At 60.2% G+C, this 26490-nt stretch carries 24 protein-coding genes; 18 read left to right on the top strand and 6 right to left on the bottom strand.

Annotated elements, in window-relative coordinates; genetic code table 11:
* Positions 1-20 precede the first annotated feature (20 nt).
* From PYK22_RS02675 to metK, 5 genes are all read left to right on the top strand, one after another.
* Positions 21-704: a phosphoribosyltransferase gene (locus tag PYK22_RS02675; RefSeq protein WP_041974475.1), complete on the top strand. Its 684-nt coding sequence runs from the start codon at positions 21-23 to the stop codon at positions 702-704.
* A gap of 10 nt (positions 705-714) precedes the next feature.
* On the top strand, positions 715-2451 hold the full coding sequence (locus PYK22_RS02670; RefSeq protein WP_041974061.1) for an ATP-dependent DNA ligase: 1737 nt from the start codon (positions 715-717) through the stop codon (positions 2449-2451).
* Between the two features lie 59 nt (positions 2452-2510).
* Positions 2511-3467 (top strand): universal stress protein, encoded by a 957-nt coding sequence (locus PYK22_RS02665; RefSeq protein WP_041974060.1) that lies wholly within the window; start codon positions 2511-2513, stop codon positions 3465-3467.
* Entirely contained in the window at positions 3464-3913 is a 450-nt protein-coding gene (locus PYK22_RS02660) for an HIT family protein (protein ID WP_041974057.1), read from the top strand. Before PYK22_RS02665 ends, PYK22_RS02660 begins: the two co-directional genes overlap by 4 nt.
* 151 nt (positions 3914-4064) lie before the next feature.
* A complete protein-coding gene (metK, locus tag PYK22_RS02655) occupies positions 4065-5171 on the top strand; it encodes a methionine adenosyltransferase (RefSeq protein ID WP_041974055.1) in 1107 nt (368 codons plus the stop codon).
* Between the two features lie 74 nt (positions 5172-5245).
* On the opposite strand, the gene PYK22_RS02650 is transcribed toward metK, so the two are convergent.
* Positions 5246-6322: a glycosyltransferase family 4 protein gene (locus PYK22_RS02650; RefSeq protein ID WP_041974052.1), complete on the bottom strand. Its 1077-nt coding sequence runs from the start codon at positions 6320-6322 to the stop codon at positions 5246-5248.
* Between the two features lie 173 nt (positions 6323-6495).
* Between PYK22_RS02650 and PYK22_RS02645 the strand changes: the two genes are divergently transcribed.
* The 3 genes from PYK22_RS02645 (at position 6496) to PYK22_RS02630 (ending at position 9490) form a co-directional block, all read left to right on the top strand.
* Positions 6496-7284 carry an alpha/beta fold hydrolase gene (locus tag PYK22_RS02645; protein WP_041974050.1) on the top strand — a complete coding sequence of 263 codons (789 nt, stop codon included), beginning with the start codon at positions 6496-6498 and terminating at the stop codon, positions 7282-7284.
* A 14-nt stretch (positions 7285-7298) separates the two neighbouring features.
* Positions 7299-7757: an acyl-CoA thioesterase gene (locus PYK22_RS02640; protein ID WP_162199776.1), complete on the top strand. Its 459-nt coding sequence runs from the start codon at positions 7299-7301 to the stop codon at positions 7755-7757.
* An 806-nt stretch (positions 7758-8563) separates the two neighbouring features.
* A complete protein-coding gene (locus PYK22_RS02630; protein WP_041974042.1) occupies positions 8564-9490 on the top strand; it encodes a choice-of-anchor L family PEP-CTERM protein in 927 nt (308 codons plus the stop codon).
* Between the two features lie 228 nt (positions 9491-9718).
* Here the strand turns inward: PYK22_RS02630 and PYK22_RS02625 are convergent, their stop codons facing one another.
* Positions 9719-11686 carry a TPR end-of-group domain-containing protein gene (locus PYK22_RS02625; RefSeq protein ID WP_041974040.1) on the bottom strand — a complete coding sequence of 656 codons (1968 nt, stop codon included), beginning with the start codon at positions 11684-11686 and terminating at the stop codon, positions 9719-9721.
* 391 nt (positions 11687-12077) lie between these two features.
* Here PYK22_RS02625 and PYK22_RS02620 point away from each other — a divergent pair, with 391 nt between their 5' ends.
* The 4 genes from PYK22_RS02620 to PYK22_RS02605 all read left to right on the top strand — a co-directional run bounded on the left by PYK22_RS02620 (position 12078) and on the right by PYK22_RS02605 (position 16723).
* Positions 12078-13508 carry a hypothetical protein gene (locus PYK22_RS02620; protein ID WP_157770628.1) on the top strand — a complete coding sequence of 477 codons (1431 nt, stop codon included), beginning with the start codon at positions 12078-12080 and terminating at the stop codon, positions 13506-13508.
* Positions 13509-13835: 327 nt separating this feature from the next.
* Positions 13836-14876, top strand: coding sequence for a class I SAM-dependent methyltransferase (locus PYK22_RS02615; protein WP_041974036.1), 1041 nt, complete (start codon positions 13836-13838; stop codon positions 14874-14876).
* 96 nt (positions 14877-14972) lie between these two features.
* Complete coding sequence (rlmN, locus tag PYK22_RS02610) at positions 14973-16076, top strand: 23S rRNA (adenine(2503)-C(2))-methyltransferase RlmN (protein ID WP_211197593.1); 1104 nt, start codon at positions 14973-14975, stop codon at positions 16074-16076.
* Positions 16077-16180: 104 nt separating this feature from the next.
* Complete coding sequence (locus PYK22_RS02605; RefSeq protein WP_041974030.1) at positions 16181-16723, top strand: protein-disulfide reductase DsbD N-terminal domain-containing protein; 543 nt, start codon at positions 16181-16183, stop codon at positions 16721-16723.
* An 87-nt stretch (positions 16724-16810) separates the two neighbouring features.
* Here PYK22_RS02605 and PYK22_RS02600 read toward each other — a convergent pair whose 3' ends face one another.
* Both PYK22_RS02600 and PYK22_RS02595 read right to left on the bottom strand, forming a co-directional pair.
* The gene (locus tag PYK22_RS02600) at positions 16811-17824 is read right to left on the bottom strand and encodes a zinc-dependent alcohol dehydrogenase family protein (protein ID WP_041974473.1); all 1014 of its coding nucleotides are present in this window, start codon (positions 17822-17824) and stop codon (positions 16811-16813) included.
* 42 nt (positions 17825-17866) lie between these two features.
* Entirely contained in the window at positions 17867-18688 is an 822-nt protein-coding gene (locus PYK22_RS02595) for a Crp/Fnr family transcriptional regulator (protein ID WP_060635258.1), read from the bottom strand.
* A 59-nt stretch (positions 18689-18747) separates the two neighbouring features.
* On the opposite strand from PYK22_RS02595, the gene PYK22_RS02590 reads away from it, so the two are divergent.
* Together PYK22_RS02590 and PYK22_RS02585 are read left to right on the top strand one after the other, a co-directional pair.
* Positions 18748-19284 (top strand): DUF4149 domain-containing protein, encoded by a 537-nt coding sequence (locus PYK22_RS02590; RefSeq protein ID WP_041974027.1) that lies wholly within the window; start codon positions 18748-18750, stop codon positions 19282-19284.
* 7 nt (positions 19285-19291) lie between these two features.
* Positions 19292-19504 (top strand): DUF3565 domain-containing protein, encoded by a 213-nt coding sequence (locus tag PYK22_RS02585; protein WP_041974024.1) that lies wholly within the window; start codon positions 19292-19294, stop codon positions 19502-19504.
* Between the two features lie 18 nt (positions 19505-19522).
* On the opposite strand, the gene mazG is transcribed toward PYK22_RS02585, so the two are convergent.
* On the bottom strand, positions 19523-20335 hold the full coding sequence (gene mazG / locus PYK22_RS02580) for a nucleoside triphosphate pyrophosphohydrolase (RefSeq protein WP_041974021.1): 813 nt from the start codon (positions 20333-20335) through the stop codon (positions 19523-19525).
* Between the two features lie 154 nt (positions 20336-20489).
* Between mazG and PYK22_RS16260 the strand changes: the two genes are divergently transcribed.
* The 4 genes from PYK22_RS16260 to PYK22_RS02560 are packed head-to-tail and all read left to right on the top strand — an operon-like array spanning position 20490 to position 24488.
* Entirely contained in the window at positions 20490-20981 is a 492-nt protein-coding gene (locus PYK22_RS16260) for a DUF1844 domain-containing protein (RefSeq protein WP_060635257.1), read from the top strand.
* 27 nt (positions 20982-21008) lie between these two features.
* Positions 21009-21773 (top strand): MBL fold metallo-hydrolase, encoded by a 765-nt coding sequence (locus PYK22_RS02570; RefSeq protein WP_041974018.1) that lies wholly within the window; start codon positions 21009-21011, stop codon positions 21771-21773.
* Between the two features lie 46 nt (positions 21774-21819).
* A complete protein-coding gene (locus PYK22_RS02565) occupies positions 21820-22773 on the top strand; it encodes a bifunctional riboflavin kinase/FAD synthetase (protein WP_041974016.1) in 954 nt (317 codons plus the stop codon).
* A 20-nt stretch (positions 22774-22793) separates the two neighbouring features.
* On the top strand, positions 22794-24488 hold the full coding sequence (locus tag PYK22_RS02560) for an ABC1 kinase family protein (RefSeq protein WP_060635256.1): 1695 nt from the start codon (positions 22794-22796) through the stop codon (positions 24486-24488).
* 184 nt (positions 24489-24672) lie between these two features.
* Here the strand turns inward: PYK22_RS02560 and PYK22_RS02555 are convergent, their stop codons facing one another.
* Positions 24673-26196, bottom strand: coding sequence for a molybdopterin-dependent oxidoreductase (locus tag PYK22_RS02555; RefSeq protein ID WP_083437544.1), 1524 nt, complete (start codon positions 26194-26196; stop codon positions 24673-24675).
* Positions 26197-26490: the final 294 nt, after the last annotated feature.

Genomic DNA, 26490 nt, shown 5'->3' with positions numbered 1-26490 from the left:
GCGGTAACGAAATGGCGCCCATGAGATTTCGCGACAGAAGGGAGGCCGGGCGACTCTTGGCCGATGCGCTTGCGCCCTATGCGCAGCGCCCGGACCTTCTGATCCTAGCCCTTCCGCGCGGCGGCGTGCCGGTCGGGTATGAGATCGCGCGCAGGTTCGGCGCTCCGCTCGATGTCTTCATCGTTCGCAAATTGGGCGTCCCCGGGCAAGAGGAGCTGGCGATGGGAGCCATCGCGACCGGCGGCGTGCGCGTGCTCAACGAAGATGTGATCGCCTATCTGGGCATCCCGCGCGAGGTGGTCGAAGCGGTGACTCTGCGCGAGATGCGCGAACTCGAAAGGCGCGAGCGGATCTATCGGGGCGAGCAGCCGCCGCCGCTCATCCAAGGGCGCACGATCATCATCGTCGATGATGGGTTAGCGACCGGAGCGAGCATGCGCGCAGCGGTCGCCGCGCTCAAAAAGCAGCGTCCGATGGAGATCATCGTCGCCGTTCCGGTCGCAGCGCCCGCGACGTGCGAGAGCTTGCGGCGTGAGGAAGGGGTCGATTGCGTCGCCGTGATGACGCCCGAACCGTTCGACGGAGTGGGCCGGTGGTACGAAGACTTTTCGCAGATGAGCGACCAAGAGGTGCGCGATCTTCTCGAAGCGGCGCGGGCGGAGAGAGCTTCTGAGGGGGAGGCCGAAGGCGGATTGAGGGATTGAGGCGGATGAGATGCGCTTTGAAACGCTAGCCGAGTATTTCGAGAAGTTGGAGGGGACGACCGAGCGGTTGCGGATGTACGAGTTGCTGGGCCAGCTCTTTGCGCGCGCCGATCCGGAGGAGACCGCCGAACTCGCTTATCTTTGCGAAGGGCGCCTGCTCCCGGCCTTCGCCGGGGTCGAGATCGGCATGGGCGAACGTTTGGTCGCGCGCGCGATTGCCATCGCTGCTGGGGTTGAAGAAAGGGAAGTCATCGCGCGTTACAAACGGTTAGGCGACTTGGGTTCGGTTGCGGAAGAGCTCCTCAAGTCACGGCGGCAAAGGGGGCTGACCGTCACGCAAGCTTACGCGGCGATGCTCGAGATCGCGCGCACGAGCGGGCCGGGGAGCGTCGAAGGGAAGGCGCAAAAGCTCGCCGCGCTTCTCGGGCGAACGTCACCGCGCGCGGCGCGTTATATCGTTCGCTTCGCGCTCGGGCGGATGCGTTTGGGGATCGGCGCGCCGACCATCATCGAAGCGATCGCCCGCACTTCGGACGATAGCAAAAGAGCGCGCGCTTTGATCGAGCGCGCTTATAACCTCTGTTCAGATCTCGGCCTCGTCCTGCGGACGATGCGCGAGCAGGGGATCGAGGCGTTGAGTCGTTTCCATGTGCGCGTCGGAAATCCCGTGCGCATGATGTTGGCCGAGCGTTTGCCGAGCGCCGAAGAGATCATCGCGCGACTGGGCCGGTGCGCGGTCGAAGCGAAATTGGATGGGCTCCGTTGCCAGGTCCATCTAAACGACGAGAGGGTCGAGATCTTCTCGCGCAATCTCGAACGGATGACGGGAATGTTCCCCGATATCGCCGAGGCCATCAAGGCGCAAGTCGCGGCGCGCCAAGCGATCATCGAAGGCGAGGCGGTCGCCATCAACGAAGCGACGGGCGAGTTCTATCCTTTCCAAGTGACGGTCAAGCGCAAGCGCAAACACGGCATCGAAGAGATGGCACGCGAATTCCCGTTGGCGCTCGTCGTCTTCGATCTTCTTTATGTCGATGGCCGGGATTATACCGAACTAGCGTATCAAGCGCGGCGCGAAGCGCTGGAAGGGATCATCAAAAAGGCTGGGCGCATCAGGCCAGTTGAACGCATCATCACTGCGAGCGCGGATGAGTTGCAGCGCTTTTTCGATGCGCAGGTCGAGCGCGGCATGGAGGGGATCATCGCTAAGCGGCTCGACTCGCCCTATCTGGCTGGCGCGCGTAATTTCAATTGGATCAAGCTCAAGCGCGCATACCGCGGACAGCTCGAAGACACGGTCGATGTGGTAATCGTCGGTTATTTGCGAGGCCGTGGCGCGCGCGCGCGTTTCGGGATCGGCGCCCTGTTGACCGCCGTCTATGATCGAGAGCGGGATTCGTTCTGCACGATCGCGAAGGTCGGCAGCGGGCTTTCGGACGAAGGCTGGACCAGACTACGCGAGATGCTGGATCGCTATGCGGTCGAAGAGAAACCGGCGCGCGTCGAATCGCGCCTCGTGCCGGATGTGTGGGTCGAACCGCGCTATGTGATCACGGTCTTGGCCGACGAGATCACGCGCTCGCCGGTCCACACTTGCGCTCAAGATGAGTCGGGGACGGGTTTGGCTTTGCGTTTCCCGCGCGTCGTCGGCTTCATCCGTGAGGATAAAGCGCCCGAAGATGCGACGACCGTCGAGGAGATCCGCGAGATGTACGCGACGCAGAAGCGCCAGAAACTCTCCTCTTAAGCTGCCGCGTGTGTAATCTGGACCGGCGCCGAGATGGCCCAAAACTCGAATCTGCGGAGATGAGCGAGAAGATGAAGATCCTGATCGGTTACGATGGATCGAAGTGTTCCGAAGCGGCTTTGGAAGATCTGCGGCGCGCTGGCTTGCCGGCGAGCGCGGAGGCTTTGGTGATGACGGTGGCCGATGTTTGGCTTTGGCCTGAAGAGGGGACGACCGTGACGGAGCCTGATCCGTTGGGCTTAGAACGCGCGCGCGCGCATGCGCGCCAGGCGCTCGAAGAAGCGCGGCGATTGGCCGAGGTGGCTTGTCAGCGCGTGCGCGCCCATTTCCCGGGCTGGGAGGTCAGAGCCGAAGCCATTGGCGATTCGCCCGCTTGGGGGTTGATCAAACGAGCCGATGAGTGGTCTCCAGATCTGATCGTCGTCGGTTCCCATGGGCGTTCGGCGTTGGGGCGTTTCGTTTTAGGTAGCGTCTCGCAGAAGGTCTTGTACGAAGCGCGGTGTTCGGTGCGCATCGCGCGCGCGCCTTTGCGTCCGGCTGAAGATGCGCTTCGTCTTATTGTCGGCGTGGATGGCTCATCGCATTCGCATGCCGCTTTAGAGACCGTGGCAGCGCGCGTTTGGCCCGAAGGGACGGCGGTGCGTGTGCTCAGTGCGCTCGATGGCGTTCTCTCTCCGAGCGACATGGGGCCGCTTCGTTGGATCGCGCGCGATGATGAAAGTAGCGTCGCAAGGTGGCGCGAAGATCTCGAGAGGATGGTCAGTCCGCTTCGCGCGCGCGGACTTCTGACGACCGTCGTCGTTCAACGTGGCAGCGCCAAGCGCGCGCTCATCGAAGAGGCGGAGAAGTGGCAAGCCGATGCTGTGTTCATCGGCGCGCGCGGTCTTCGTTCCAGCGGGCGGCTGTCGTTGGGGAGCGTCGCTGCGGCGGTCGCCTCGCGCGCGCCCTGCTCGGTCGAGGTCATCCGCCCTCGAGAGGATGATCTGAACCGAAAGGACGAAACGACGTCGAAATGAGCGCGGAGCGAGGTTGCGTCTTCTGTCAGATAGTTAGAGGGGAGAGGGAAGCGAGCATCGTCTTCGAGGATCAGGCGACGCTCGCCTTTCTGGACCATAGACCCCTTTTCCCGGGCCATTGCCTTTTGATCCCAAAGGAGCATCATCAGACTTTGCCCGATCTGCCTTCGGCGCTCGTCGGCGCGTTCTTCAGCAACGCGCAGCTTTTAGCGCGCGCCGTCGAGGCGGCGGTCGAAGCTGAAGGCACCTTCTTGGCCATCAACAATCGCGTCAGTCAGAGCGTCCCGCATCTTCATCTTCACATCGTGCCGCGACGGCGCGGCGATGGGCTCAAAGGTTTCTTCTGGCCGCGTCGCAAATATAAGGATCAGGAAGAGGAACGAGAGGTGGGCCAAAGGATCAGCGCTCATGTCGCCGCGCTCCTGCGCGAGCGCGCGGCGCGCTGATCTCATAGCGGCGGCCCATCTGTGCGCCGTTTCTGCAAGACCACAAGCCGCAGGACCATCAGGCGAAAAGTTCAATCACCGCGCGACATGAGCTATCATGACATCCAGGCCGCGCCGGCCCGAAACCTCATCATGCGGAGCGTGTGGACTCATGCGAGTCTGGCATTTCACTTCCGAATCGGTTTCCGAAGGGCATCCCGACAAGGTCTGCGATTACATCTCGGATTCGATTCTCGATGCCTATCTCGAGCGTGATCCGCTGAGTCGCGTCGCATGTGAAGCTTTGTGTAAAGGGGATACGGTCGTCCTCGCTGGCGAAATCACCTCCGAAGCCGAAGTCGATCATGAAGCGGTCGTGCGTCGCGCCGTGGCGGACATCGGTTACACGGACGCGAGCGAGCCGTTCAATGCCGAGGGGTTACGTCTTCTTCAATTCATCAGCAAACAGGCGGCGGAAATAGCGCAAGGCGTCGATCCGCGAAAGAACGTCAGCGGAGAACAGGGAGCGGGCGATCAAGGCATCATGTTCGGTTATGCGACGGACGAAACTCCAGAGCTGATGCCGTTGCCGATCATGCTTGCGCATCGGTTGGCGCGAACGCTCGCGCAGGACCGACATGAAGGGCGATGCGCTTGGTTGCGTCCTGACGCGAAGACACAGGTCACCGTGCTTTACGAGGCTGGTGAACCGAAAGAGGTGACGGATGTGGTCGTCTCGACGCAGCATGCCAGCGGGACGAGTCAGGATGAGATTCGACAGTATGTCATCGAAAGTCTCGCGCCGCGCGCTCTCGACCGTTGGTTCCATCCGCGGATCCGCTTTAGCGTCAATCCAACGGGCAGTTTCGTCCAAGGCGGGCCTTCGGTCGATTGCGGCGTGACGGGGCGCAAGATCATCGTCGATACTTATGGCGGGATGGGGCGCCACGGCGGCGGCGCTTTCTCCGGCAAGGACCCGTCGAAAGTGGACCGCAGCGGCGCATATTTCTGTCGCTGGCTCGCGCGCCAATTGATTAAGGAAGGGTTGGCGCGGCGAGTCGAAATCCAAGTCGCCTACATGATCGGCGTGGCGCGGCCCGTCTCGGTCAAAGTCGAAACTTTCGGGACCGGAGATGATGAGGCGGCGGCGGAGTTCGTCTCGCGTTTCGATTTCCGTCCCGCGGCGATCATCGAACGGCTCGATCTTTTGCGCCCGATCTACAGACAAACGACGAACTACGGCCATTTCGGCAAGCCTTGGCTGACTTGGGAAGAATAGGGACTTCCATCTGATCCAGCCAATCGGAGTTTCTTGCGCGCGCGGGTGTATCGCATCTTTCATCTGATCCAGCCTCAATCGGCGAGCGCTTGGCGGTAGACGGCCTCCGTTTCGGCGACCATCCGTTCGAGCGAAAACTTTTGCTGAACGATCTGGCGGGCCTTCTCGCTCAAACGTTCAGCCTCCTCGGCGCGGTCGAGCAGTTCGATGATCGTTGCCGCCAGCGCTTCGGCATCGCCGATCGGAACGAGACATCCGCTTACGCCATCCGTAATGATCTCGCTGGCGCCTGCGGAGCGGGTCGCGATCACGGGAACGCCGCTCGCCATCGCTTCGACGATCGCGAGGCTGAAGGCTTCGTAACGCGAAGTCGAAACGAACAAGGTGAGCGCGGCGAACCACGACTCGATGTCTTCGACCCAACCGGACAGGCTGATCCTCCCATCGAGATCGAGCCGTTCGATCAACCTCAAAATGCGAGCGAGATTCTCGCGCCCCGGCGATCGGTCCTCGCCCGCGATGACGAATCGAACGTCGCGGTGCCGCCGCGCGACGAGGCTCGCTGCGCGAATGAAATCTTCTGCCCCTTTGATCGCCGTAAAATCGCTGATCGTTCCGATCAGTTTGCCGGACCGGTGGGCTTCCCGCCGATCGGCGAACCTCTCACAATCTATGCCGTTGTGGACGACGCTGATCTTCGCTTCGTCGAAGATGCCTTGACGGCGTAGCGCGTCGCCGACGGCATGGGAGACGGCGATGATGCGCGCGGCGTTGCCGAGCGTCAAACGGTGAATTCTCGTCAGCGGAAAGAGCACGTGGCGCGTGAGCACGAGGCGCGCGGAACCGGCCCATCTGACGGCGACCGCGGCGAGCGTGTAATCGCGCGCAAGATGGGCGTGAACGATCTCTATCCGATGTTCGCGGATGAAGCGCGCGAGCTGCCGCGCGCTCAGCAGATCCACGGCGTTACGTAGCCCGAGCGTCAAGATGTTTCGTGGCTGTAGCGAGGTCAGTTGCGCGCGAAGCGGAGAATGAGGGCGCAGCGCGACATATACTTCGTGTCCACGTCGGACGAGAACATGGACGAGATCGACGAAATGCCTCTCTCCGCCGCCGATGCTTCGTGCCGAACTGATCTGCAGGATCCTCATGCGCCCTTGCCGAAGATTTTAGGCTAAATGCGCGTGACGGAGATAACCTTCGCGCATTCGCCTGAGTCGCCGCCGTTGAGTCTCAATCGGTGGCGATCCGCTCGCGTTCGCTTTTGTCATCACTTGCAGGTAAAATAACGCGCTTTGCGGGTGTCGAAAGGGAGTTGTGCGCCATGACCTTTGCGCATCTGGGTGGGATCGAGCTGGCTTACGATGAGCGAGGTGAAGGGCTTCCGGTCGTCCTGTTGCACGCCTTCCCGCTTAACCGCACGATGTGGAGCGAACAGGTCGAAGCCTTGAGCCACGAGTATCGGTTCATTACGCCCGACCTTCGCGGTTTCGGCGAGTCAAGCGTGATGCCATCGGCGACCATGGAAGAAATGGCGCAGGACATAGCTTCGCTCCTCGATGACTTGGGGATCGAGCGGGCGGTGATCGGTGGACTCTCGATGGGAGGATACGTCACGCTCGCCTTCTACCGCCAATTCCCGCAGCGCGTGCGCGCCCTCATCCTCGCCGATACGCGCGCGCAGGCCGATTCGGAAGAGGCGCGACTCAATCGCGAGCGGATGGCCGAGCGCGCGTTGCGTGAAGGGGCGGCGGCGATCGCCGAAGAGATGATCCCGAAATTGATCGCGCCGCAGACCATAGCCGAACGACCGGAGATAAGCGAAAGGCTGCGATCGATGGTCGTGCGCAACGATCCACAAGGGATCGCCGCCGCGCAGCGTGGCATGGCGGCGCGGCGCGATCAAAGCGACTTGCTCGCTCAAATCCGCGTTCCCACGCTCATCATCGTCGGGCGCGAAGATCAGTTGACGCCGCCGGAGCTGTCTGCGGCGATGCATCGCGAGATCGCTGGTTCGACTCTGGTGGTGCTCGACGGAGCCGGGCATCTGTCGAACGTCGAGCGACCGGAAGAGTTCAATCGCGCGCTGGACCAGTTTTTGAGCAGCCTGTGAACGGAGAAGAGTCGTTGCACGAACCTTGGAAATTCTGCATCGAGGAGCGCGTCCGATGGGGCGATGTCGATGCCGCGCGCATCATCTTCTACGGCGCTTACATACGCTTCTTCGAGTTCGCCGAAACCGAACTGTTCCGCGCCATCGGTTTGCCTTACAGCCGCCTGTTCGATCAGTTGGATATATGGTTGCCGCGCGTTCACTTGGAATGCGACTTCTATCGCGCTGCGCAGCTCGATGACCTGTTGGAAGTGGCGACCTATGTGGGCCATTTCGGCCACAAATCCATGCGCATAAATTTCGAGGTGCGCCGTAAAGGCGAGGCCAATCTGATCGCCGAGGCCCATTTCGTGCTGGTCGCCGTCAAGCGCGAGACGATGAAGAGCGTGCCGATCCCCGAAGAGCTCAAACGCCGCCTTCTACCTTACACTCATCCGGCGGCTCGCGCGCAATCGCATGCCGTTTCCGACTGATCCCTCCAGCCTGCGACGCCGGGCGAAACGATCTTCGCGCATAGCGCGTCGAGGGGAGCTGGTCAAAAACCGGCGCGCTATCTGGGACAACGGGCGCAATCTGTGACCATCCCTTTCGACCGACAACCAGCCTTCATCGTCGCTCACAAGAGCGACGGGCGCAATCTGTGACCATCCCTCACTCGGCGTTCGAGTCAATGGTTAGATTCACTCGCCGCGCCGGAACGCTTGTCGAAGACGTTCTGGCGAAGAAGCCGAAAACGCAAGATTTTTATTGATCTCTCATGGCGAAGGCAACGCAGCACTGCCATAGTTCGGCGGGTTTCGAAACGGTTCGGCGCGTGTTTGGCCATTCGGATGAAACAAACCTCACACATTCGAGCTTTGCGCTTGAACTCTTCCTGAAGCTCTTAGGTAAAGATGCGACCTTACAGATCTGGCTTTTTCCTGAAACTCAGATCGAAATTGGCCTGTAAACTTTCTTTCAAAGAATTGTCAGCTTCTTTCAAAGACGGATCGTGCGAAAGGCTCTAAGGTAAACGCCATGCGGTTGCAGCCAGATCGAAAAAAGCCAGGTCGTATGGGTAAGGCAATCACCGCGCGTTAGGGCGGTGCAGTCAGAGTCAGTTCGCGCGGTCGAAAAGGGCGAACGGATCGTTTCGCGTCGATTCTAGCGCGGAGGGCGAGACTGGTGAGCAACCGAACGTTTTCGCACAGGCCGTCGTGCGTCGCATTGTGCCCCAGGTGGCGCGCGCTGGCATGCCCTTAACCCTCTTGAAGTGCCACATCAAATATGGAGGATAAAGATGCGGCAAACCCTCAAAATCTTCTTTCTCGCGGCCATCTGCCTGCTCGCAGCGGGCTCCCTTCGGGCCGACACTCTCACGGTGACAAACAATAACAACGCTTTACAATTGGCCAACGCGCTGCTCTCTTCATCGAGCGGCATCACTATCAACAGCGCCACTTTGACCGGCGCGCAAAATGCTGCTGGCACCTTCACCGGCGGTGGCACGAGCATCGGCATCACGCAAGGCATCGTGCTCACCACAGGATTGGCCACCTTCGTTCAAGGTCAAAACGGCAGCGGCAGCTCAGGATCAAATAACGGCGCGCTGGGCAGTTCGTTGCTTTCCGGGTTGGTCAATGGGGCCAATACCTACAATGCGACGTTGCTCGAGATCAGGTTCGTGCCGAACGGCAACCAGATTCAGTTCAGCTACGTTTTCGGTTCGGAGGAGTACAATGAGTACGTCGACAGCCAGTACAACGATGTCTTCGGCTTCTTCGTCAACGGAGCGAACTATGCCTTGATTCCGGGAACGTCAATGCCCGTTGCGATCAACAACGTCAACAATGGACACGCTAGTGGTAGAAATAGGGCTGCAGGACCATGCGCGAACTGCAGTTACTACATAGACAACAATCCGTTTCCGGGCAACACGGTCGGGCCGTACGAAACGCAATTGGATGGATTCACGACGGTGCTGAGTTTTGTGGCGCCTGTGAACCCTAATCAAGAGAACGTGCTGATCCTCGGCATCGCCGATGTCTCTGATGCTAATCTTGATTCCGCCGTGTTCATCCAGGGCGGGAGCTTACAGGTTTGCGGTGGTCCGAATCAGCCGCCTTGCGGGCAACAAACGCCCGTACCGGAGCCGACGACGATGCTGTTGCTCGGCACAGGGTTGACTGGCATGGTCGGCGCGATCAAACGACGCCGGCGCAAGTAAGCGCGAGCGCGAATTCTGTCGCTGTATCGCACGAGCCTTGTAAGGGGCGCGAGACCAGCTTACAAGGCTCAAACTTTGCGAAGGGCAATTGGCGACCGATCGGAAGCGGCGCTGGAGTTGATGGTTGTGGCGCCGCTTCCCGAATCGCGCTTATCGCATTGGGGAAAGACGAGAGCGACGCGAGGCCGTCAGCCGAGCCTCGCTCGCCAAAAGATCGGGAGCGGGATCTTAGTTTCTGCGTTTCAAAAGTTCTGCGATCAGTCGTTGGTATTCGGGATCCGCGCGCAGCCAGTCAAAGTCAGGCGCCTGCATAGCGTACACCAGTCGGCTTTCGCGCCGCTCCACCGCCTGCCGCAAGCTTCGTAACGCGAGATCGCGTTCGCCTATGCGCGCGTAGCTGCATGCGTTCGCGTAGGCGAGACGCCACGGATAGCGCGCGAGAAAGCTCTTGACGGCGGCTTTATAGCCTATTGTGCGGTACGACCGCATGAGTTCTTCGGCAAATTCGGTTCTGCCGGCGGCGACCAGCCCCGCATACATCGCTTCGATGGCGCGTTTGTCATCGCCCATCAACTCGTAAGTCTCGTAGAGGCGAAGGTGGGCCAAATAGTAGTTTCTATCTAATTCCAGCGCGCGTTGAAAATGCGCAATCGCTTGGTCATATTCGCGGGCGAATAGGTATGGGAGCCCGCCGTTAGTCACGATGATGATCGAAAGCGGATTGATCTCGACGGCGCGTTCCATCTCCGCTTTGGCCTCATCGAACCGCCCAGCCGTCATCAGGAAGAGCGCATACCAGTAGTGGGCCATATCGTAGTTCGGCGCGAGCGCGATCGCCCGTTTGAAATCCTCTTCGGCGCCGGTCCAGTCCCAATCGTAGCGATGTTTGACGAAGGCGAGCACGGCGTAAGCGGGGCCGAACTCAGGATCAATCGCGATGGCGCGCAGTGCCATATCGCGCGCCCGTGAGAATGCTTCGGGCGCCTCCGCGTAGTTGAGGTCGCCGAGCAGGGCGTAGGATTCTGCCAAACCGACATAGGCGAGCACGTAGTCCGGATCACGGGCGATGGCTTCGCGGAAATGTTCGATGGCCTTTCTCGTCGCCTTTTCCGTGCGCTGATTCAAGAAGTGGCGACCCAAAAGGTAGCTCTTCTCCGCCTCGGGATCGGCTGTCGTCCGTCGCAGCAGCCGTTCGCGCTCTTCTTTGGCTAGGGCGAGGGCGAGCGTGCGCACGACCTTTTCGGCGATGCGATCTTGGACATCGAAGGGATCATCCTCTTTGAGATCGAACTTCTCGGCCCAGATGATCGCCTCGTCTTGCGAACGGAAGATTTGCGTCACGACGCGCATCCTGTCGCCGACGCGCTGGATCTTGCCGATAAGTACGGCTTCGACGCCGAGCGCGCGCCCGATCTGTGTGATCTTCTGCGTGTTGCGCGCGCGCTCGAGCGTTTCGCCGGTCGGGCGAATGACCAACCGTTTGACCTCGCTCAAACGTGTGACTAAAGCATCGGCTGCGCCGAGGGCGAAAGCTTGATCGCCAGCGCGCGCGTCGAGCATCTCGAACGGAAGCACGGCCAACGTGCGCAGCTTCGCGATTTCGGCCCCATCTTCATGTGTCTGCTTCTCGCTTCGCCGGAGAACAAGCGCCGTCATCAGCAGCAGCGCGACGGTCATCAACATGGCGATGAGAAATGGTTTGCTCTTGATGAACGAAAGGTCGCTCCCTGCGCTCGAGGGGACTTCGCGCTTGAAAAGCGGCGTGGCGGTGAGCGCCGTTTCATGGCCTCGCTCAGCGATCGCTTGTTCGGCTCTTTGAATGACGGCAGATCCTTCTGGCGACTCGCCTTCGGGCGGTGACGGCGATCTTTCGACCGGCGCGGTGAAACGGTAGCCGCGTTTGGGCACCGTCTCGATGTAATTGGCCCCTAGAACCTTGCGCAACACCGAAACGTTTCGCGCCAGACCTACCTCTTCGACAAACGTGTCGGGCCAGATGCGCTCCATCAACTCATCTTTGGTGACGACGTGGCCGCAACGCTCCACGAGCGCAAGCAGCGTCTCAAGAGCTTTGGGCGTGATGGCTATGCGTTCGTCACCGCGCCAGAGCGTCTTCTCGGCGACATCGAGCGTGAATGGACCGAATCTGTACTGGGAGGGAGATTGCTCTAAGTTGGCCGTTGAGGTTCTCTCCATAATGAAGACTCCGCGCAAGGCTTGTAAGGAATTTGTCAACTCACTCTTCAACTTTTTGTCAAGACAGAAGGATCGCCGGAAGTTTAATCTCGCTCGTTGCGAGTCAAGGGGCTAGAGACTCTCGGGCGGGTTCCGAGTGTCGCCGTATCCGGAGGCTTTCCAGACGGAACGATTTTACCTTAGGGGGCGCAGTCGAAACAACACCAAACTTGTTGATTTACTACTGCTATACATCGTTTATCAGCTTGGGGAGGGAGCGATGATGCGAGCAAGGGGGATGAAGGGCACACGGCGTAGGGCTTTTGGGGAGAGGGCCCTATGGCCGTGTGGCTCCTTCGGGCAGCGGGTTCGGTCTCCTCGAACGCGGGGTAGAAGGCAAAGGAGGGTGAAGATGAGGTCGGCGATCAAGTTCAGTTTCCTGTTATTTCTCATCAGCGCAATCGGCCCTCTCGCCGACGCTGACGTGAGGATCAAAAGTCGCACATCTGTGTCTGGTGGGCAGAGTTTCGAAAGTGCGACATACATCAAGGGGAAGCGCGAGCGTTCGGAGCAGAGCATGGGCGCGGTGCAGATGGTGACCATCACGCAATGTGATCTGCGCCGCTCCATTCAGCTCATGCCGGTGACGCGAACCTATAAGATCACGCCTTTCGCTACGGCGGATGAGGAGACGAACGAGCCGACGAAGGTCGAACCTTCTCGTTCTGGTCCAATGCGACGTGGAGGCGTCGTGACCTATCTGGTCGATGTCATCGATACGGGCGAGCGTCGTCAGATGTTCGGCTTGACGGCGCGCCATCTGAAGATCACGACGACGTGGGACTCTTCGCCTGATGCCTGTAATCGGTCGCGGGGCAAGATCGAGGAGGAGGGTTGGTACGCGGATTTCGACTATGATTTCGACTGCGAGCGGGGACCGCGAAGACCGATGCAGCCGATGCGCGCCGACAAACCGGATTGCGTTGATCGCGTGAGATTCAGAACTACGGGGGCGGGGCGGCGCGGCTATCCTCTCGTGCAGACCGTCAAGTTCTACGATGAGGGCGGGCAGGTCATCTCGACCATCATGGTCGAAACGCTCGAGTTGAGCGTCGCGCAACTCGAGCCAGCGCTCTTCGAGATCCCGCCGGGCTATCGCGAGGTGCAAGATGAACGAGAGATGTTCGCCGGCCTCTCCCCGCAAATGAAGTCTGGAGAGAGCGAGATGGATTCGACCCGAGCTATGGCCTCTGCGCCGCAGGCGAACCCAGCTGGCTTTACTTCTGTCTCGGCGCCGAAAAGGGAAGGCATCATGCGCATTGGGCTCGCGTTGCCGCGAGCGCAAGTGTCGGGTGGCGATCCGAATCTCGCCGCGGAAGGTTTGCGTAACTCATTCGCCAGTTACTTGAAGGGCCCGAGCGTTGAAGTCATCGCGCTCGACGCTCGATTGCCCGTTCAAGCTTTGGAAGAAGCCAAACAGAAGCAGTGTGACTTCGTGCTCTTTTCGGAGATGGCGGTGAAGAAGGGCAAAGGCGGCGGGCTGCTGGGCAAAGCGCTTGGCAACGCGGCGGGCGCGGCTGTTTGGAACATCCCGTATGGCAACACGGCGGGCGAGGCGGCGGCGCGCGCGGCTACCGTTGCGACCGTTTACACGGCGGCTGACGTGGCGCGGGATTTCAAGACCAAAGACGAGGTGAGCCTCGACTATAAGCTTCAAAAGGTCGATGGGACGATCGTCGCGACGAATGGTCTAAAGGCCAAAGTGCAAGCCGATGGCGAAGATGTGATTTCGCCGATGGTCGAAAAATCGTCCGAAGCGATCGTTACGGCGATGCGCAAGTGAGAGGGTGTTGCCGTAAGTTCATTTCGTCTGCGCTGAACATTGGCAGATCCGGTCAATGCGGCGGCTTTAGGAGGCGCGTCGCGTTGGAGTTTGACAAGATCCTATCCCCAAATCGGGCTGAAGCTGAGGCGAGGCGACTTCGGCCATTTGGGGATTGGGTAACTTGACCCGCTTTCGATCATCACGGGTGGTTGAGGCGAGGCGGCCACCTCTCGGTCGAGGGCGGGTCAAGTTGATTTCAAGGCGGCGAATATTCCGAGCTATTCGCGGCTTTTATCGCTCAGTCCACGCACAGACTCAACCGATCTGAGTTCCGGGAGATTCACAATGAGACCACAGTCATCGCAACAGTCCGACCGCGCGCCGGAGCCTTCACCGGCGCTCTTCTTTGAAACGGTCAACGCATATCAGCGCACCGCCGCGCTCAAAGCGGCGATCGAACTGGACCTTTTCACCGCCATCGGGGAGAAGAACGAAACCGTTCAAGAGCTGGCCCGTAGATGTGACGCTTCTGAGCGCGGGTTGCGCATCCTTTGCGACTATCTGACGATCATCGGCTTTCTCACGAAAGAAGGCGATCATTATGCGCTCACCGGTGACTCATCGCTCTTTCTCGACCGGCGTTCTTCGGCTTATCTCGGGAGTTCGATCGAATTCCTTCTCTCTCCGACGCACGTCGAAGCTTTCGGAGATCTCAAAGAGGTTGTGCGCAAAGGCGGCACGCTCATGCCCGATGGCGGAGCGCTCGCTCCGGAGCATCCGATGTGGGTGCGATTTGCACAAGTGATGGCTCCGATGATGGCCCTGCCCGCGAGGTTGCTGGCGAATATCGTAGATGAGCGAGCGACCGACAAATTGCGAGTGCTCGACATCGCCGCCGGGCATGGGATGTTCGGCATCGCGCTCGCTGAGCGCAATCCGCGAGCCAAAATTACGGCTCTGGATTGGCCCAATGTGCTCGAAGTGGCCCGCCAGAACGCGCGCGAAGCGAAGATCGAAGATCGCTTCCAGACCATCGCCGGAAGCGCTTTCGAAGTCGATTATGGCGACGGTTATGATCTCGTCTTGCTAGCTAACTTCCTTCACCATTTTGACATGCCGGCGTGCGAGACCATCCTGCGGAGAGTTCATGCCGCGCTCGCCGAAGATGGGAGGGTCGCGCTCGTCGAATTCATCCCGGACGAAGATCGAATCAATCCGCCGATCGCCGCTTCGTTCAGCCTGATGATGCTCGGCACGACGCCAAATGGCGACGCCTACACCCTTTCGCAATTCGACGAGATGTTTCAACGGACCGGTTTCGCCGAAGTCGAGCTTCGCGCCATGCCGCCGACTTTCTTCCGGGCGTTGGTCGCGCGCAAAAGATGAGGAATGGCGTGAGGCTAAGCGAGGGGGGATCCATTCGCGCGAAACTCACGCGGCGCGCGAATCGGTTCAAGATGCGCCCGTTTCGGCGCGCCGCTTGTGCTAAAATTGACCGTCATGGTCGAACCGGCGCATCTGCTCGGACTGTCGCTAGATGAGGTGATCCGCTTCGTCGAAGAGTTGGGCGAGCGCCCCTTTCGCGGGCGACAGCTCTTCGCCGCGCTGCACGCCCGACGTGTGCGCTCGTTCGAGGCGATCACGGATCTACCGAAAGCCTTCCGCGCGATTCTGGCCGAGCGCGCCGTCGCTTCGGCGCTTGCGCTCGAAGCGCGGTATGTTTCAACCGATGGCACGCGCCGCTATCTTTTCCGCACGCGAGATGGTCATCCCGTTGAGACGGTCTTCATTCCGGAAGCGCGTCGCGATACGATCTGCTTCTCATCGCAAGCCGGATGCGCGCTCGCGTGCGATTTCTGCTTGACGGCGCAACTCGGTTTGAAACGGAGCTTGACGGCGGGCGAGATAGTCGAGCAGATCATTCACGCGCTCAACGACGTGTATGGCGAAGGGACCGAAGTCCCGCGCGGGACAAATCTTGTCGCGATGGGCGCGGGAGAACCGCTTCTCGCTTTCGAATCGTTGATGAAAGCGTTGCGCGTCATGGCTGAGCCCGAAGGTTTGCATATCGTGCCGCGGCGCGTGACCGTTTCGACCGCCGGGATCGTCCCGCGCATCCGTCAACTGGCCTCGATCCCGGATCGCCCGCATTTGGCCATCTCGCTTTCGGCCCCCACTGACGAACTGCGCGACCGCTTGATGCCGATCAATCGCCGCTGGCCGCTCGCCGAACTGATGGCCGCCTGCCGCGATTTTCAGCGTTCGCTCAAACCGGGCGAACGGCTGACGTTTGAGTACGTCATGCTTGATCGCGTGAACGATTCGGACGAGCAGGCGCGCCAACTGGCCCGACTGCTCAACCGGCATCAACTTCGCGCCAAAGTCAACCTGATCCCGCACAACACGGCGGAGCCGCTTCCCTACCGTTCATCTTCCACCGAGCGCATCGCAAGCTTCAAAAGCATCCTTGAAGCCAAGGGCATTCCTGCCTTCGTGCGCCGTCCACGCGGACGTGACATCTTCGCCGCCTGTGGGCAGTTGGCCGCGCGCCATCTCGCCTCTCCCGCTCTTCAAACGCTTCGGTGAGTTACAGCGCGCCTCGCCTGAGGGCGTTTGGCATGGCTAAAACTGGGCATGTAGAATTCTTCGTCGAATCTTCTAACGCGGAGGGGAAGGAATTGAGAGGTGTGATGAGGAGTGGATATCTCGCGCTTCTGGCCGCGCTCTTTCTCGCTGGCCCAGCAGCCGTTTCCGTTCGGGCGCAGGCCCCGATCGAGGTCAGCGGCTTCTACTCATTGAATCGTGCGCCGCGCGGGCGCGTCGTTCAGGCTGCCATCGTCATGCAGATACCTGACGGTTATCATGTCAATGCGAATCGTCCGTTGAGCAAATATGCGATCCCGACCGAAGTCAAAATCGAGGCGCCCGCTGGCGTGCGCGTTGGTCCCGTAATCTATCCGCGCGCGGTGGTCCGGCGCTTCAGCTTCTCTAAAGATCAAATCGCGGTTTACGAGGGGCGCACGGTGATGCGCTTCAACGTGACTATCCCTGCTAGCTTCCGCGGCGATCGGATCGAACTGCGCGCGCGCGTCCGCTATCAAGCTTGCACAAACGAGGTCTGCTATCCGCCGCGCACGAAAGAGGTCGTGATGCCGATCGAGGTCGTCAATGCCAATGAACGAGTCGAACGGATCAACACGAACATCTTCGGCGGAAGAGGGAGAAGAGGGTAGATCCGTCACGGTCAGGATTATCGGGGAGGATCGGCTATCTCGTCTGCACGGCCTCTCGGGCGTTTCCGCAAAGCCGATTCTCTCCCGCTAAGCGATCGCGATGACTCCGGCGCCACGGATCGCATCATGTTTGAGCGCGATCAAGGCTTCGTTTGCCTCTTCGAAGGCAAAGGTTCGGATCTGCGTGCGCACGGGAATGCGTGCTGCTTCGGCGAGGAATTCGCGCCCGTCTTCGCGCGTGTTGTTGGCGACGCTGCGAATCAGACGCTCATCATAAATGAGCCTGTAATCTAGCGATGGGATAGGACTCATGTGAATGCCGCCGAGCACCAGCGTCCCGCCTCTGTCCAGCGCTTTCAGGGCGATGGGGACGAGTTCGCCAGCAGGCGCGAAGATGATCGCCGCGTCGAGTTTGATCGGCGGTTCGTCCATCGCGCCGCCTACCCATGCGGCGCCGAGTTCGGCGGCGAGCTTTTGGTGGCGATCGCGATCGCGCGTCATGACGTAAACGTCAGCGCCGCGCGCGCGGGCCACCTGTATGCAGACGTGGCCAGCGGCGCCGAACCCGTAGATGCCGAGCCGCGCTCCCGCCCAACCGTGCTGGTCCAGTCCGGTCAACCGAAGAGCGCGATAGCCGATGATGCCAGCGCAAAGCAACGGCGCGGCCTGCAGATCGTCGAAGCCATCCGGGATCGGATAGGAGAAAGAGGCGGGCGCGACCGAATACTCGGCATATCCGCCGTTTACGCTCCAGCCGGTGAACTCGGCGTTCGCGCAAAGGTTCTCTCGGTTCGCGAGACAGAAGCGACACAGGCCGCAAGTGCGATGGAGCCAAGCGATGCCAACCCGTGCGCCCCGTTCCAGATTGGCGACCCTCTCTCCGCATGCGACGACGCGACCGACGATCTGATGGCCCGGGATGATCGGCGAGCGTCGCGGCGGAAGCTCGCCTTCGACCACATGTAGATCTGTGCGGCAGATGGCGCAGGCTGAAACCTGAACGAGAACCTCATCCTCGCCCGGCTCGGGGATTGGGACCTCCCCTATCCGCAGTGGGCGCGTTTCGATGGGCGCTGGTTGATCGAGAAGAATGGCGCGCATCTTTTCCATCATCCTGAAAGGGTGGAAGCGAGAGATCCTTGCTCACGGTCGCCCCTGAGCATCTAGGTCTCTTCCGTCCCGCTCTCGCCCGGCATAGAGCGCCAGCGCTCTTTCATCCTGGATAAGCAGCGATTTGCCGCGCAATTCGATCAGCCCGGCGTTCTTCAATCTTGCGAACGCGCGCGAGACCACTTCTCGCACCGTGCCGATGCGGGCGGCGATCTGTTGATTGGTCAATTGCAGGTCAACGGCCAGCGTGCCGTCCGCTCTGCGCCTCCCGCGCGCATATGCTTCATCGAGCAGGAAGGCGGCCAACCTTTGACCGACCTCGTGTAGCCCGAGAGCTTCGATCAATCCGGCTGTGTAACGAAGACGGCTGGCGAGAGTCTTGAGAGCCGCCAGCGCGATGAAAGGATGTTTGAGGCAGAGCTGTTTCACATCCCGCTTCTCTATGAAAAGGACGACCGAATCCTCTTCGGCGGCGGCGTTCGCCGGATATGGGCCATCGTCGAAGACTGAAACTTCGGCGAGCGTGCCGCCCGCGCGTTCGACGTGGATCGTCTGTTCGCGCCCATCTCTGCTTTCGCGATACGCGCGCACGGCCCCTTCGACGACGACGTAGATACCGCGCGCTTCCTCTCCGGCGATGAAGAGCATTTCGCCTCGCCGCAGCCTTCGCTCGACCGTCCGTTCGGCGAGCGCGCGAAGCGATTCCTCGTCGAGTTCGGCGAAGATCTTCGTGCGTTTTAGCGCCGCGATGCGGTCCATCACGCCACTATCATCTATCTTGCGCGCGTGAAGTTCAAGCGCGTGGGCAGGGGCCGGGGCGTTGGCCGAAAAGCGGCGCCGAGTGACTTTTGTCATTCCGCATCGGTTCCCGTCGAAAGGAAGATAAGAGGTTGAACTTTTCAAAAGAGCGAGGGATGATCATCTCTCGAGAAGTCCGAGGACTGAGCCGACGCACGGCGATAGGGCATATGTTCGATTGGGGACTCATCTTCTTGCGCGATTTGGCGTTGGCCGTTTGGTTGGGCGGGTTGATCGTGATCGATCTGATTGAAGCGCCGATAAGGTTTCGCGTCCCGGAGATCAACCGCAATCAATCGGTCGCCATCGGGCGGCGCGTCTTTGCCGCGCTCAATCGTCTGGAGGCGGTTGCCGGCGCGATCATGCTGACAGCGAGCGCGCTGTTGATGAGAAGCGCGGCGACGGTCGGCACGGGAGAGCGTCTGGCCTTCGGGTTAGTCGGGGCGATGTGGCTCATCGCGCTCGCGCAGCTCGTTTGGCTTCGCCCGCGCATGTCGCGATTAGCCAAAGGGCTCGATCTCGTCAATCGCCGTCCCGACGATGCGCGGTATGCGCGGGTCGGGCGGCTCCATCGCCTCTACGTCGCATTCGATTTCGTGAAGATGGCGGCGGGCATCGCGGTCGTCGCGCTCTGGGCCAGGGCGGGGGCGTAAGCGGGCGATGAAACGGCGTATCGTCGGATTCGATACGGATGAGCATGGCGATTGGCGAGCTAAGCTCGAATGTGGCCATTATCAACACGTGCGCCACGCGCCGCCGCTCATCTCACGCCCCTGGGTGTTGACCGAGGAAGGGCGACGGTCTCGCTTGGGATTTGAACTCGATTGCAAGCGCTGCGATGAAGAGGCGAGCGACGAAACCCGCTTGAATTAGCCGCCCGTTTGCGGAGCTTTAAGCTTCGTGCGTTCTTTTGGCTTCTTGCCAGAGCGCTTCCATCTCTTCGGGCGTCGCTTCTTTCAAGGTTCGATCGCGCTCTCGCAGCCTCTTTTCGAGGTGGCGGAAGCGTTCGCGGAACTTTCGGTTAGCTGCTTTCAAGGCCGTCTCCGGTTCGACATCGAGATGGCGTGCGATTTGCACGATGGCGAAGAGCAGATCGCCGATCTCTTCGCGCACGCGCTCTTCACGCCGAGAGGCGTCGGATTCGACCGCTTCGCGCAATTCATCGAGCTCCTCTTGAAGCTTATCGAAGACATCTTCAAGGCGCGTCCAATCGAATCCGACGCGAGCGGCTTTGACCGAAATTTGATGCGCTTCCATCAGCGCTGGCGCTTTGCGCGAGACGCCATCGAGCAACGAAGCTTCTTCCGTCAATTCGCCCGCAGCGCGCTTCTCCTCGGCTTTGATCTCTTCCCACTTGCGCAGCACTTCCGCCGCATCGCGCGCGCGCGCGTCGCCGAAGACGTGCGGGTGGCGGCGTACCATCTTCGCATAGACGGCTTCGATCACCTCATCGATCGTGAAATCTCCGCGTTCGCGGGCGATTTGCGCGTAGAAGACGATTTGAAAGAGCAGATCTCCGAGTTCATCGCGCAGCTTGCGCGGGTGGCCCCGCTGCGCTTCCTCGACCGCTTCGAAAGTTTCGTAGGCCTCTTCGAGCAGCATCGGAGCGAGCGTGGCGTAAGTCTGTTCGCGGTCCCACGGACAGCCTTCGGGAGAGCGCAAGCGAGCCATCAACGCGACGAGATCGGAAAAAGAGCGTGGCATAGAATCTCACCTCGAAGATTAAAGACGGATTGTACGCGATAGATTGTGCGCGCGCAAAAGCGCGCCGCCTGCTGGCTTCCTTGCAGTGGCCTAAAGCTTGATGTTACCATTCTCCATCCCATTTCAAATTAGCGAAGGCCGTGATTTAGGAGAGATGGACGAAGTCAACAAGGAGAGCGAGGAGAGACCGAGTTTCAAGGTCACGGATCGGCGCATCTTCAACCCCGATGGGACGCTACGCGAAGGCGTGCAGATTGCGGAAGAGCCGCCGAAACCTGCGACGAGTAAGGCGGAAGAGACCGCGCGCGCCGAGGCGAAGGCGGAGGATGCCGCGCCGACGGGCGATCCGAAAGATTTCATCAACCTCGTCATGTTCATCGCTTCGCCCGCTGCCGCCGCGCTCGGCATGGATCCGTCGGGCTTATCGCAAGGGATAGATTTGCAGTTGGCCAAACACTGCATCGACCTGCTCGGCACGCTCCAACGCAAGACGCAGGGGCGCTTGACTTTGCAGGAGCGACAAGTGCTCGAAGATGTGCTCGCTGAATTGCGCATGCAGTATGTCGCGTTGTCGAGCGGAGGGAAACGGTCGGCGGCTGGACCAGCGCGCGGCGGATTTACGGGGAGCGATATCACGGGCAAATGAAGGGCTCCTTACGCGCAAGTTCAGAAGATGAAGCTTACCTTTCTCGGCACGGGAACTTCGACGGGCGTCCCTGCGATCGGTTGTCAATGCGAGACATGCACTTCGAATGATCCACGCGATAAACGGTTGCGCGTTTCCGCCCTCGTCGAGCATGAAGGGAAATTGGTGCTCATCGATACCTCACCCGATTTCCGACAGCAAGCCTTACGCCATGGCATCAACCGGCTCGATGCCATCTTCATCACGCACTGCCACGCCGATCACATCTTCGGATTGGATGACCTGCGTCCGCTCAACTTCCAGCACGGCGCGCTTCCCGTCTTCGCCAGCGAACGCTCTTGGCGGGATATTCGCCGCATCTTCCAATACGTCTTCGAGCCGTCGCATTTCGGCGGCGGCGTGCCGCAGATCGTCCCACATCTGATCGAAGAACGGGCGCCGTTTTGTCTCGGGCGCGATCTGCGGGTATGGCCTTTGCGCGTGATCCACGGGCGCTTGCCGGTGCTGTGTTTCCGTCTCAACGATTTCGCGTACGTCACGGATTTGAGCGAGATGCCGCCGGAGACGAAAGATCATCTGCGCGATCTGGACGTGCTCGTCCTCGGATGCTTACGTTTTCGCGCCCATCCGACCCATCTGAACGTCGAGCGGGCTCTCGCGCTCATCGCGGAGTTGCGCCCTCGTCGCGCCTATTTGACCCACATCTCGCATGAGATCAAACACGCGCGCGATGCGGCGCAACTGCCGCGCGGAGTAGAGTTCGCTTACGACGGACTGGAGGTGAGCGATTGAAAATCTGCTGAGCGCGTTCTTCGCGCTGGTGCAACGTGCTACGGCTATGAGGGTTTTCCACGGGATCGACAACGCGGAGATCGCCCGGCCTACGGTTTTGACGCTCGGCGTCTTCGATGGATTGCACCTCGGGCATCAGTTGATCATGCGCACGGTGGTCGAACGCGCGCGCGCCGTCGGGGCGATCCCGACCGTCATCACCTTCGATCCTCATCCGCGCGCCGTGCTTCATCCCGAAGCCGCCCCGCCGCTATTGCAGACGCTGGACCAGCGGCTCGAAGGATTAAGGTTCCTCGGCATCGAACAGACGATCATCATTCGCTTCACGCGCGAATTCGCGCAGATCCGGGCCGAAGACTTCTTGCGCGATATCGTTCACGAGCGGTTGCAGGCGCGGGAGGTCTATTTGGGGCAGGGATTTGCCTTCGGGCGCGGACGCGAGGGCAATATCGAACTGCTGCGGCGCGTCAGCCGCGAACTCGGATTTTTCGCCGACGAGGTGCCCGAAGTGCGCCTGCGCGGTCAGCGGATCAGCTCCAGTCGCATCCGCGAGCTGCTCACACAGGGGCGCGTCAATCTCGCGCGACGGATGCTGGGGCGCCCTTACGGAGTCGAAGGGCGGGTGGTGCGCGGAGCCGAGCGCGGTCGTGCGCTCGGCTTCCCGACGGCCAACTTGCAACTTCAAAACCGCGTCATACCGAAGAACGGAGTTTACGTGACGGCTGCCTTAATCGAAGGCGTATGGCGGCGCAGCGTGACCAACATCGGCACGCGCCCGACCTTTGAGAAAGACGGAGCGCCCGCGATCGAAACTTACGTGCTCGACTGGTCCGGTGATCTGTATGGTGATGTCGTGCGCGTTCGATTCCTTCACCGGCTGCGCGATGAACGCAGATTCGCTTCCGTCGAGGATTTGAGGCGTCAGATCATCGCCGATGTGAAGCGGGCGGAGCGCTACTTCGCCTGCTCTTACGTGCGGCGCGCTCTTTCCGTCGTCTGAATTCTGGTGACCCGAGTGAGATGCTCGAACTAGCGAAGGGAAAAGATCTTCTCGCCCCATCGGCCAACGGCGATGGGAGGAGCTCTGTCCCCACCGTCGGACACAATGGTCACGCCGCGGAGAGAGCCGAACGCGCCATCGCGCGCGCGCTGGCGGCAAGGAGCGGTCCTCGCGCTTGGTGGCGTGCGGTGCGCATACTCTGGACGCTCGGTTGGTTAGCGCTCTATCTTTTCTTGGACAGTTACGATGTGCGCGCGCGTTACAGTCAACGACTCACGACAAGGCTTCATGCAGAGGCGCGCGCGCGCGGGCGCATCGCGGTCTTTAAAAGCTGGGCGCGCTCGTTCGGGCGGCGCGTTGCCGATCTCGTTATCAGGATCGCTCGTTTCCTCATCTTTCGCGGGCCGGATGGTTCGCCGCGCAAAGAGGCGCGTTTGGAGCGGCAGGCGCGTTGGCTGAAGAACGAACTGATCGCGCTCGGTCCGACGTTCATCAAGATCGGACAGGCGCTGGGCACGCGCGCCGATCTGTTGCCGCTCGCTTACATCCGCGAATTCGAGACGCTGCAGGATCAGGTCCCGCCGTTCTCAAGCGCAGAAGCTTATGCCACGATCGAACGCGAACTGGGGCGTCCGCTCTTTCGCGCGTATGCGGAGATCGAAGCGGAACCGCTCGCCGCCGCTTCGCTCGGGCAAGTGTATCGCGCGCGACTTCATACTGGCGAAGAGGTCGCCGTCAAGGTCCAGCGTCCGCATCTTGAAGAGACGATCGGTTTCGACATCGCCGTGCTTCGCTGGATCGTTCGCTGGCTCGCGCGCTATCCGCACTTCAGCGAGAACGCCGATTGGTCCGGGATGCTCGATGAGTTTACGAGGACGATCTTCGATGAGATGGATTACGTGCGGGAAGCTCATAACGCGGACCGCTTCCGCGCGAATTTCGAATCATGGCGCGCCGTCTATGTGCCGAAGATCTACTGGACGCACACGACCCATCGCGTCTTGACCATGGAGTTCATCCGCGGGACGAAGGTGACGGATCTCGAGGCGTTGCGCGCGCGCCACATCTCGCCGGTCAAGGTGAATCGCTTGCTGGTCCGCACCTACTTGAAGCAGTTGCTCGAAGACGGATTCTTTCACGCCGATCCGCATCCCGGCAACCTCCTCGTGATGGAGGATGGGCGATTGGCCTTCTTCGATTTCGGCATGACGGGCCGGATCGCGCCCAAACTGCAGAGCATGATGGTCGATGCCTTCTTTCACGTCATCAACCGCGAGATATCTGAGTTGGCGAACGATCTCTTCAAACTCGAATTCTTGAAACCCGGCTACGACCCGGAGACGATCCGCCCGGTGATCGAGAGGTTGTTCGAAAAACATCTGAATTTGAAGCTCGGCGAGGTCAATTTCAAGGAGTTGACTTACGAACTCGCCGATGTCGTCTACGCTTATCCGTTTCGCCTCCCGTCGAACTTCACCTACATCATGCGCGCCTTGATGACGCTCGAAGGCATCGGTCTGGTGACCGATCCGGAATTTAACTTCTTCGATACGGCGAAGCCATACGCGAAGGAGTTGGTCCTGCGGCGTGAAGGGCGCGAACTTCGACGGATGCTCTTCGATAAAGCGTTGAGGCGCAATGGTGACGGCAGGATCGAGTGGGATCGCGTCTGGAAATTGGCGAAGTGGGCCGCGAAGACTTATCTAGCGAAATAGTCTACCTTCGATTCGGATGCCAATTTGTCGTTTTCCACGGATGGCCCAGCCGCTGAGTCGCTTTAGATCCGAGGTTAAGAACCCGCCCAGCGCAAAACCTGCGAAGCCTAGATCAGTTGAGACGCGCGCCGAGCGTTATCATCTGACTCACAAACCGCCCAGCGCGAAATCTGCGAAGCCTAGATCAGGTGACGTTGACCTTTATGCGGTGATAACCGGAAGCGCCATCGGGAAAAGGGGCGGATCTTTCAGCCGTCTGCCTTTGGCCTCTGCCATCGACCGCCCGCACGGTAAGAATGTATTCCCCGCGCTCCTCAGGCCTCCAAAGATATCGCCAAATCGCCCACGTCGTCGGCGACGCCCCGGGCAAGATCTCGGCTTCGACCCATCCGCCGATCGCATCGTGACCCGCTCGCTCGATTGAAACCTCAACCGAACTGATGCCGCGATCGCCGCTGAAAGCGACGCCACCCACCTCGTACGTTCGCCCGGACAGCAGTATTTCGCCATCCCGCGGCACGGTGAACTTGGACATGGTCTTGACCGCAGCCGTATCGGCCCATCCGCGTTGCTGCCAGTAGCCACGATAATCCACAGTGACCACCGCGATCTCGCTCAACCACTTGACGTTCTCCATCCCAAACAGCCCGGGCACAAGCAGCCGCGCCGGATATCCGTGATCCCGCGGCAAGGTCTCGCCGTTCATCCGCACGGCGATGATCGTCTCCTCGCGCATCGCCCACTCGACGGGAATGCTGTCTGAGTAACCGTCAACGGCGCGCAGCACGACGTCACGACTTCCGGCGCGCAACCCGGCGCGCTCGAGCAGGATCTTGAGCGGCACGCCCGTCCAACGTCCGTTGCTGATCAGCGGCCCGCCGACTTCGTTCGACACGCATTCGAGCGTAATCTCACGCTCGACCATCGGCAACGAAAGCAGTTCGTCGTAGGTGATCGCGAACGGGCGTTCGACGTTCCCTTTGATCGAAAGCCGCCACCTTTTCTCATCGACGACGGGATTGAAAGCGTTCTTTGAGACCTGGTAAAACTCCGCGTTCGAGGTCAAAAACGCTGGCAACCTGCCGCTGACGACCCCGACGGCTTGAACTAACGAACGGAAGAGGCGACGCAGGACAGTTGAAGTAAAGACGACGGCCATCAAAGCGGCGCTCGTGCCAAACAGCACGCGCCGCCTGGCGAGCCTGTGGGCCAGAGAGCTTCCGCCTTCTTCGTTCGTATCGGCGAGAAGGCCGAGCGAGACGCCGAAGGTGATGTTGAAGAGCAGGAGCGAAAGGACGGTTGGGCGAATCGGATAACCCGTGAGGATCTCCGGCGCGAGCGAAAGGATCACGCCGATGAGAAGCGCTGTGATGATGATCGGGAAAAGCGAAAAGAGGAGACCGCGCGTGATTGCCCGTTTGGCCGGAAGCAGATCCTTGATTCGCGCAAAGAAGATCCCTAAGAGCGCGGCGGCGATATAGTAGAGGAGAAAAGCGATGGCTACGCCACCGATCTTAGCTCCTTTGCCGAAGGTTTCGATCAAGAATCGAGTTGCGGCGGGCGGCGAAAATTCGATTCCCAACTGCGCGCTCACTTCGGGCAGAAAAGCGGCATTCATCGTCGCGCGAAAGGCGTAAGAGACGGCGAAAGCGGCGATCGCCGCCATTACTCCTGCTGATGCTGCCTGAAATCTCTCCTCTCCGTTCATGACTTAACTCCGCATCATCGAAGCAAAACGGCGGAAGCAAGTCTCCGCCGGACGAGCGCGTGTTACTCGCCGTCAGCCGGACGAAATCGTTGAGCAGGATATAGCTTCCTCTTCGACGAATATTCTCACACTTCGGCGGTTCGGGAAAGTTCTTCAGGAGAACCCTCAAATTAAAAACTTCCAGATGAGCGCGGTCGCACCCTTCGATCCTCATTTAGGAAGATGCCTCGCGTTCTGCTAACTTGCGCCTGCGGTCCTCTCCCGCACTGGATGCCTTCCCCGTCGAGCTCGGTT

This window comes from Pyrinomonas methylaliphatogenes (assembly GCF_000820845.2).
In the GTDB taxonomy this organism is placed as follows: Bacteria; Acidobacteriota; Blastocatellia; order Pyrinomonadales; family Pyrinomonadaceae; genus Pyrinomonas; species Pyrinomonas methylaliphatogenes.
Note: the sequence above shows the minus strand (reverse complement) of the source record. Positions and strands in the feature narration are given on the sequence as shown.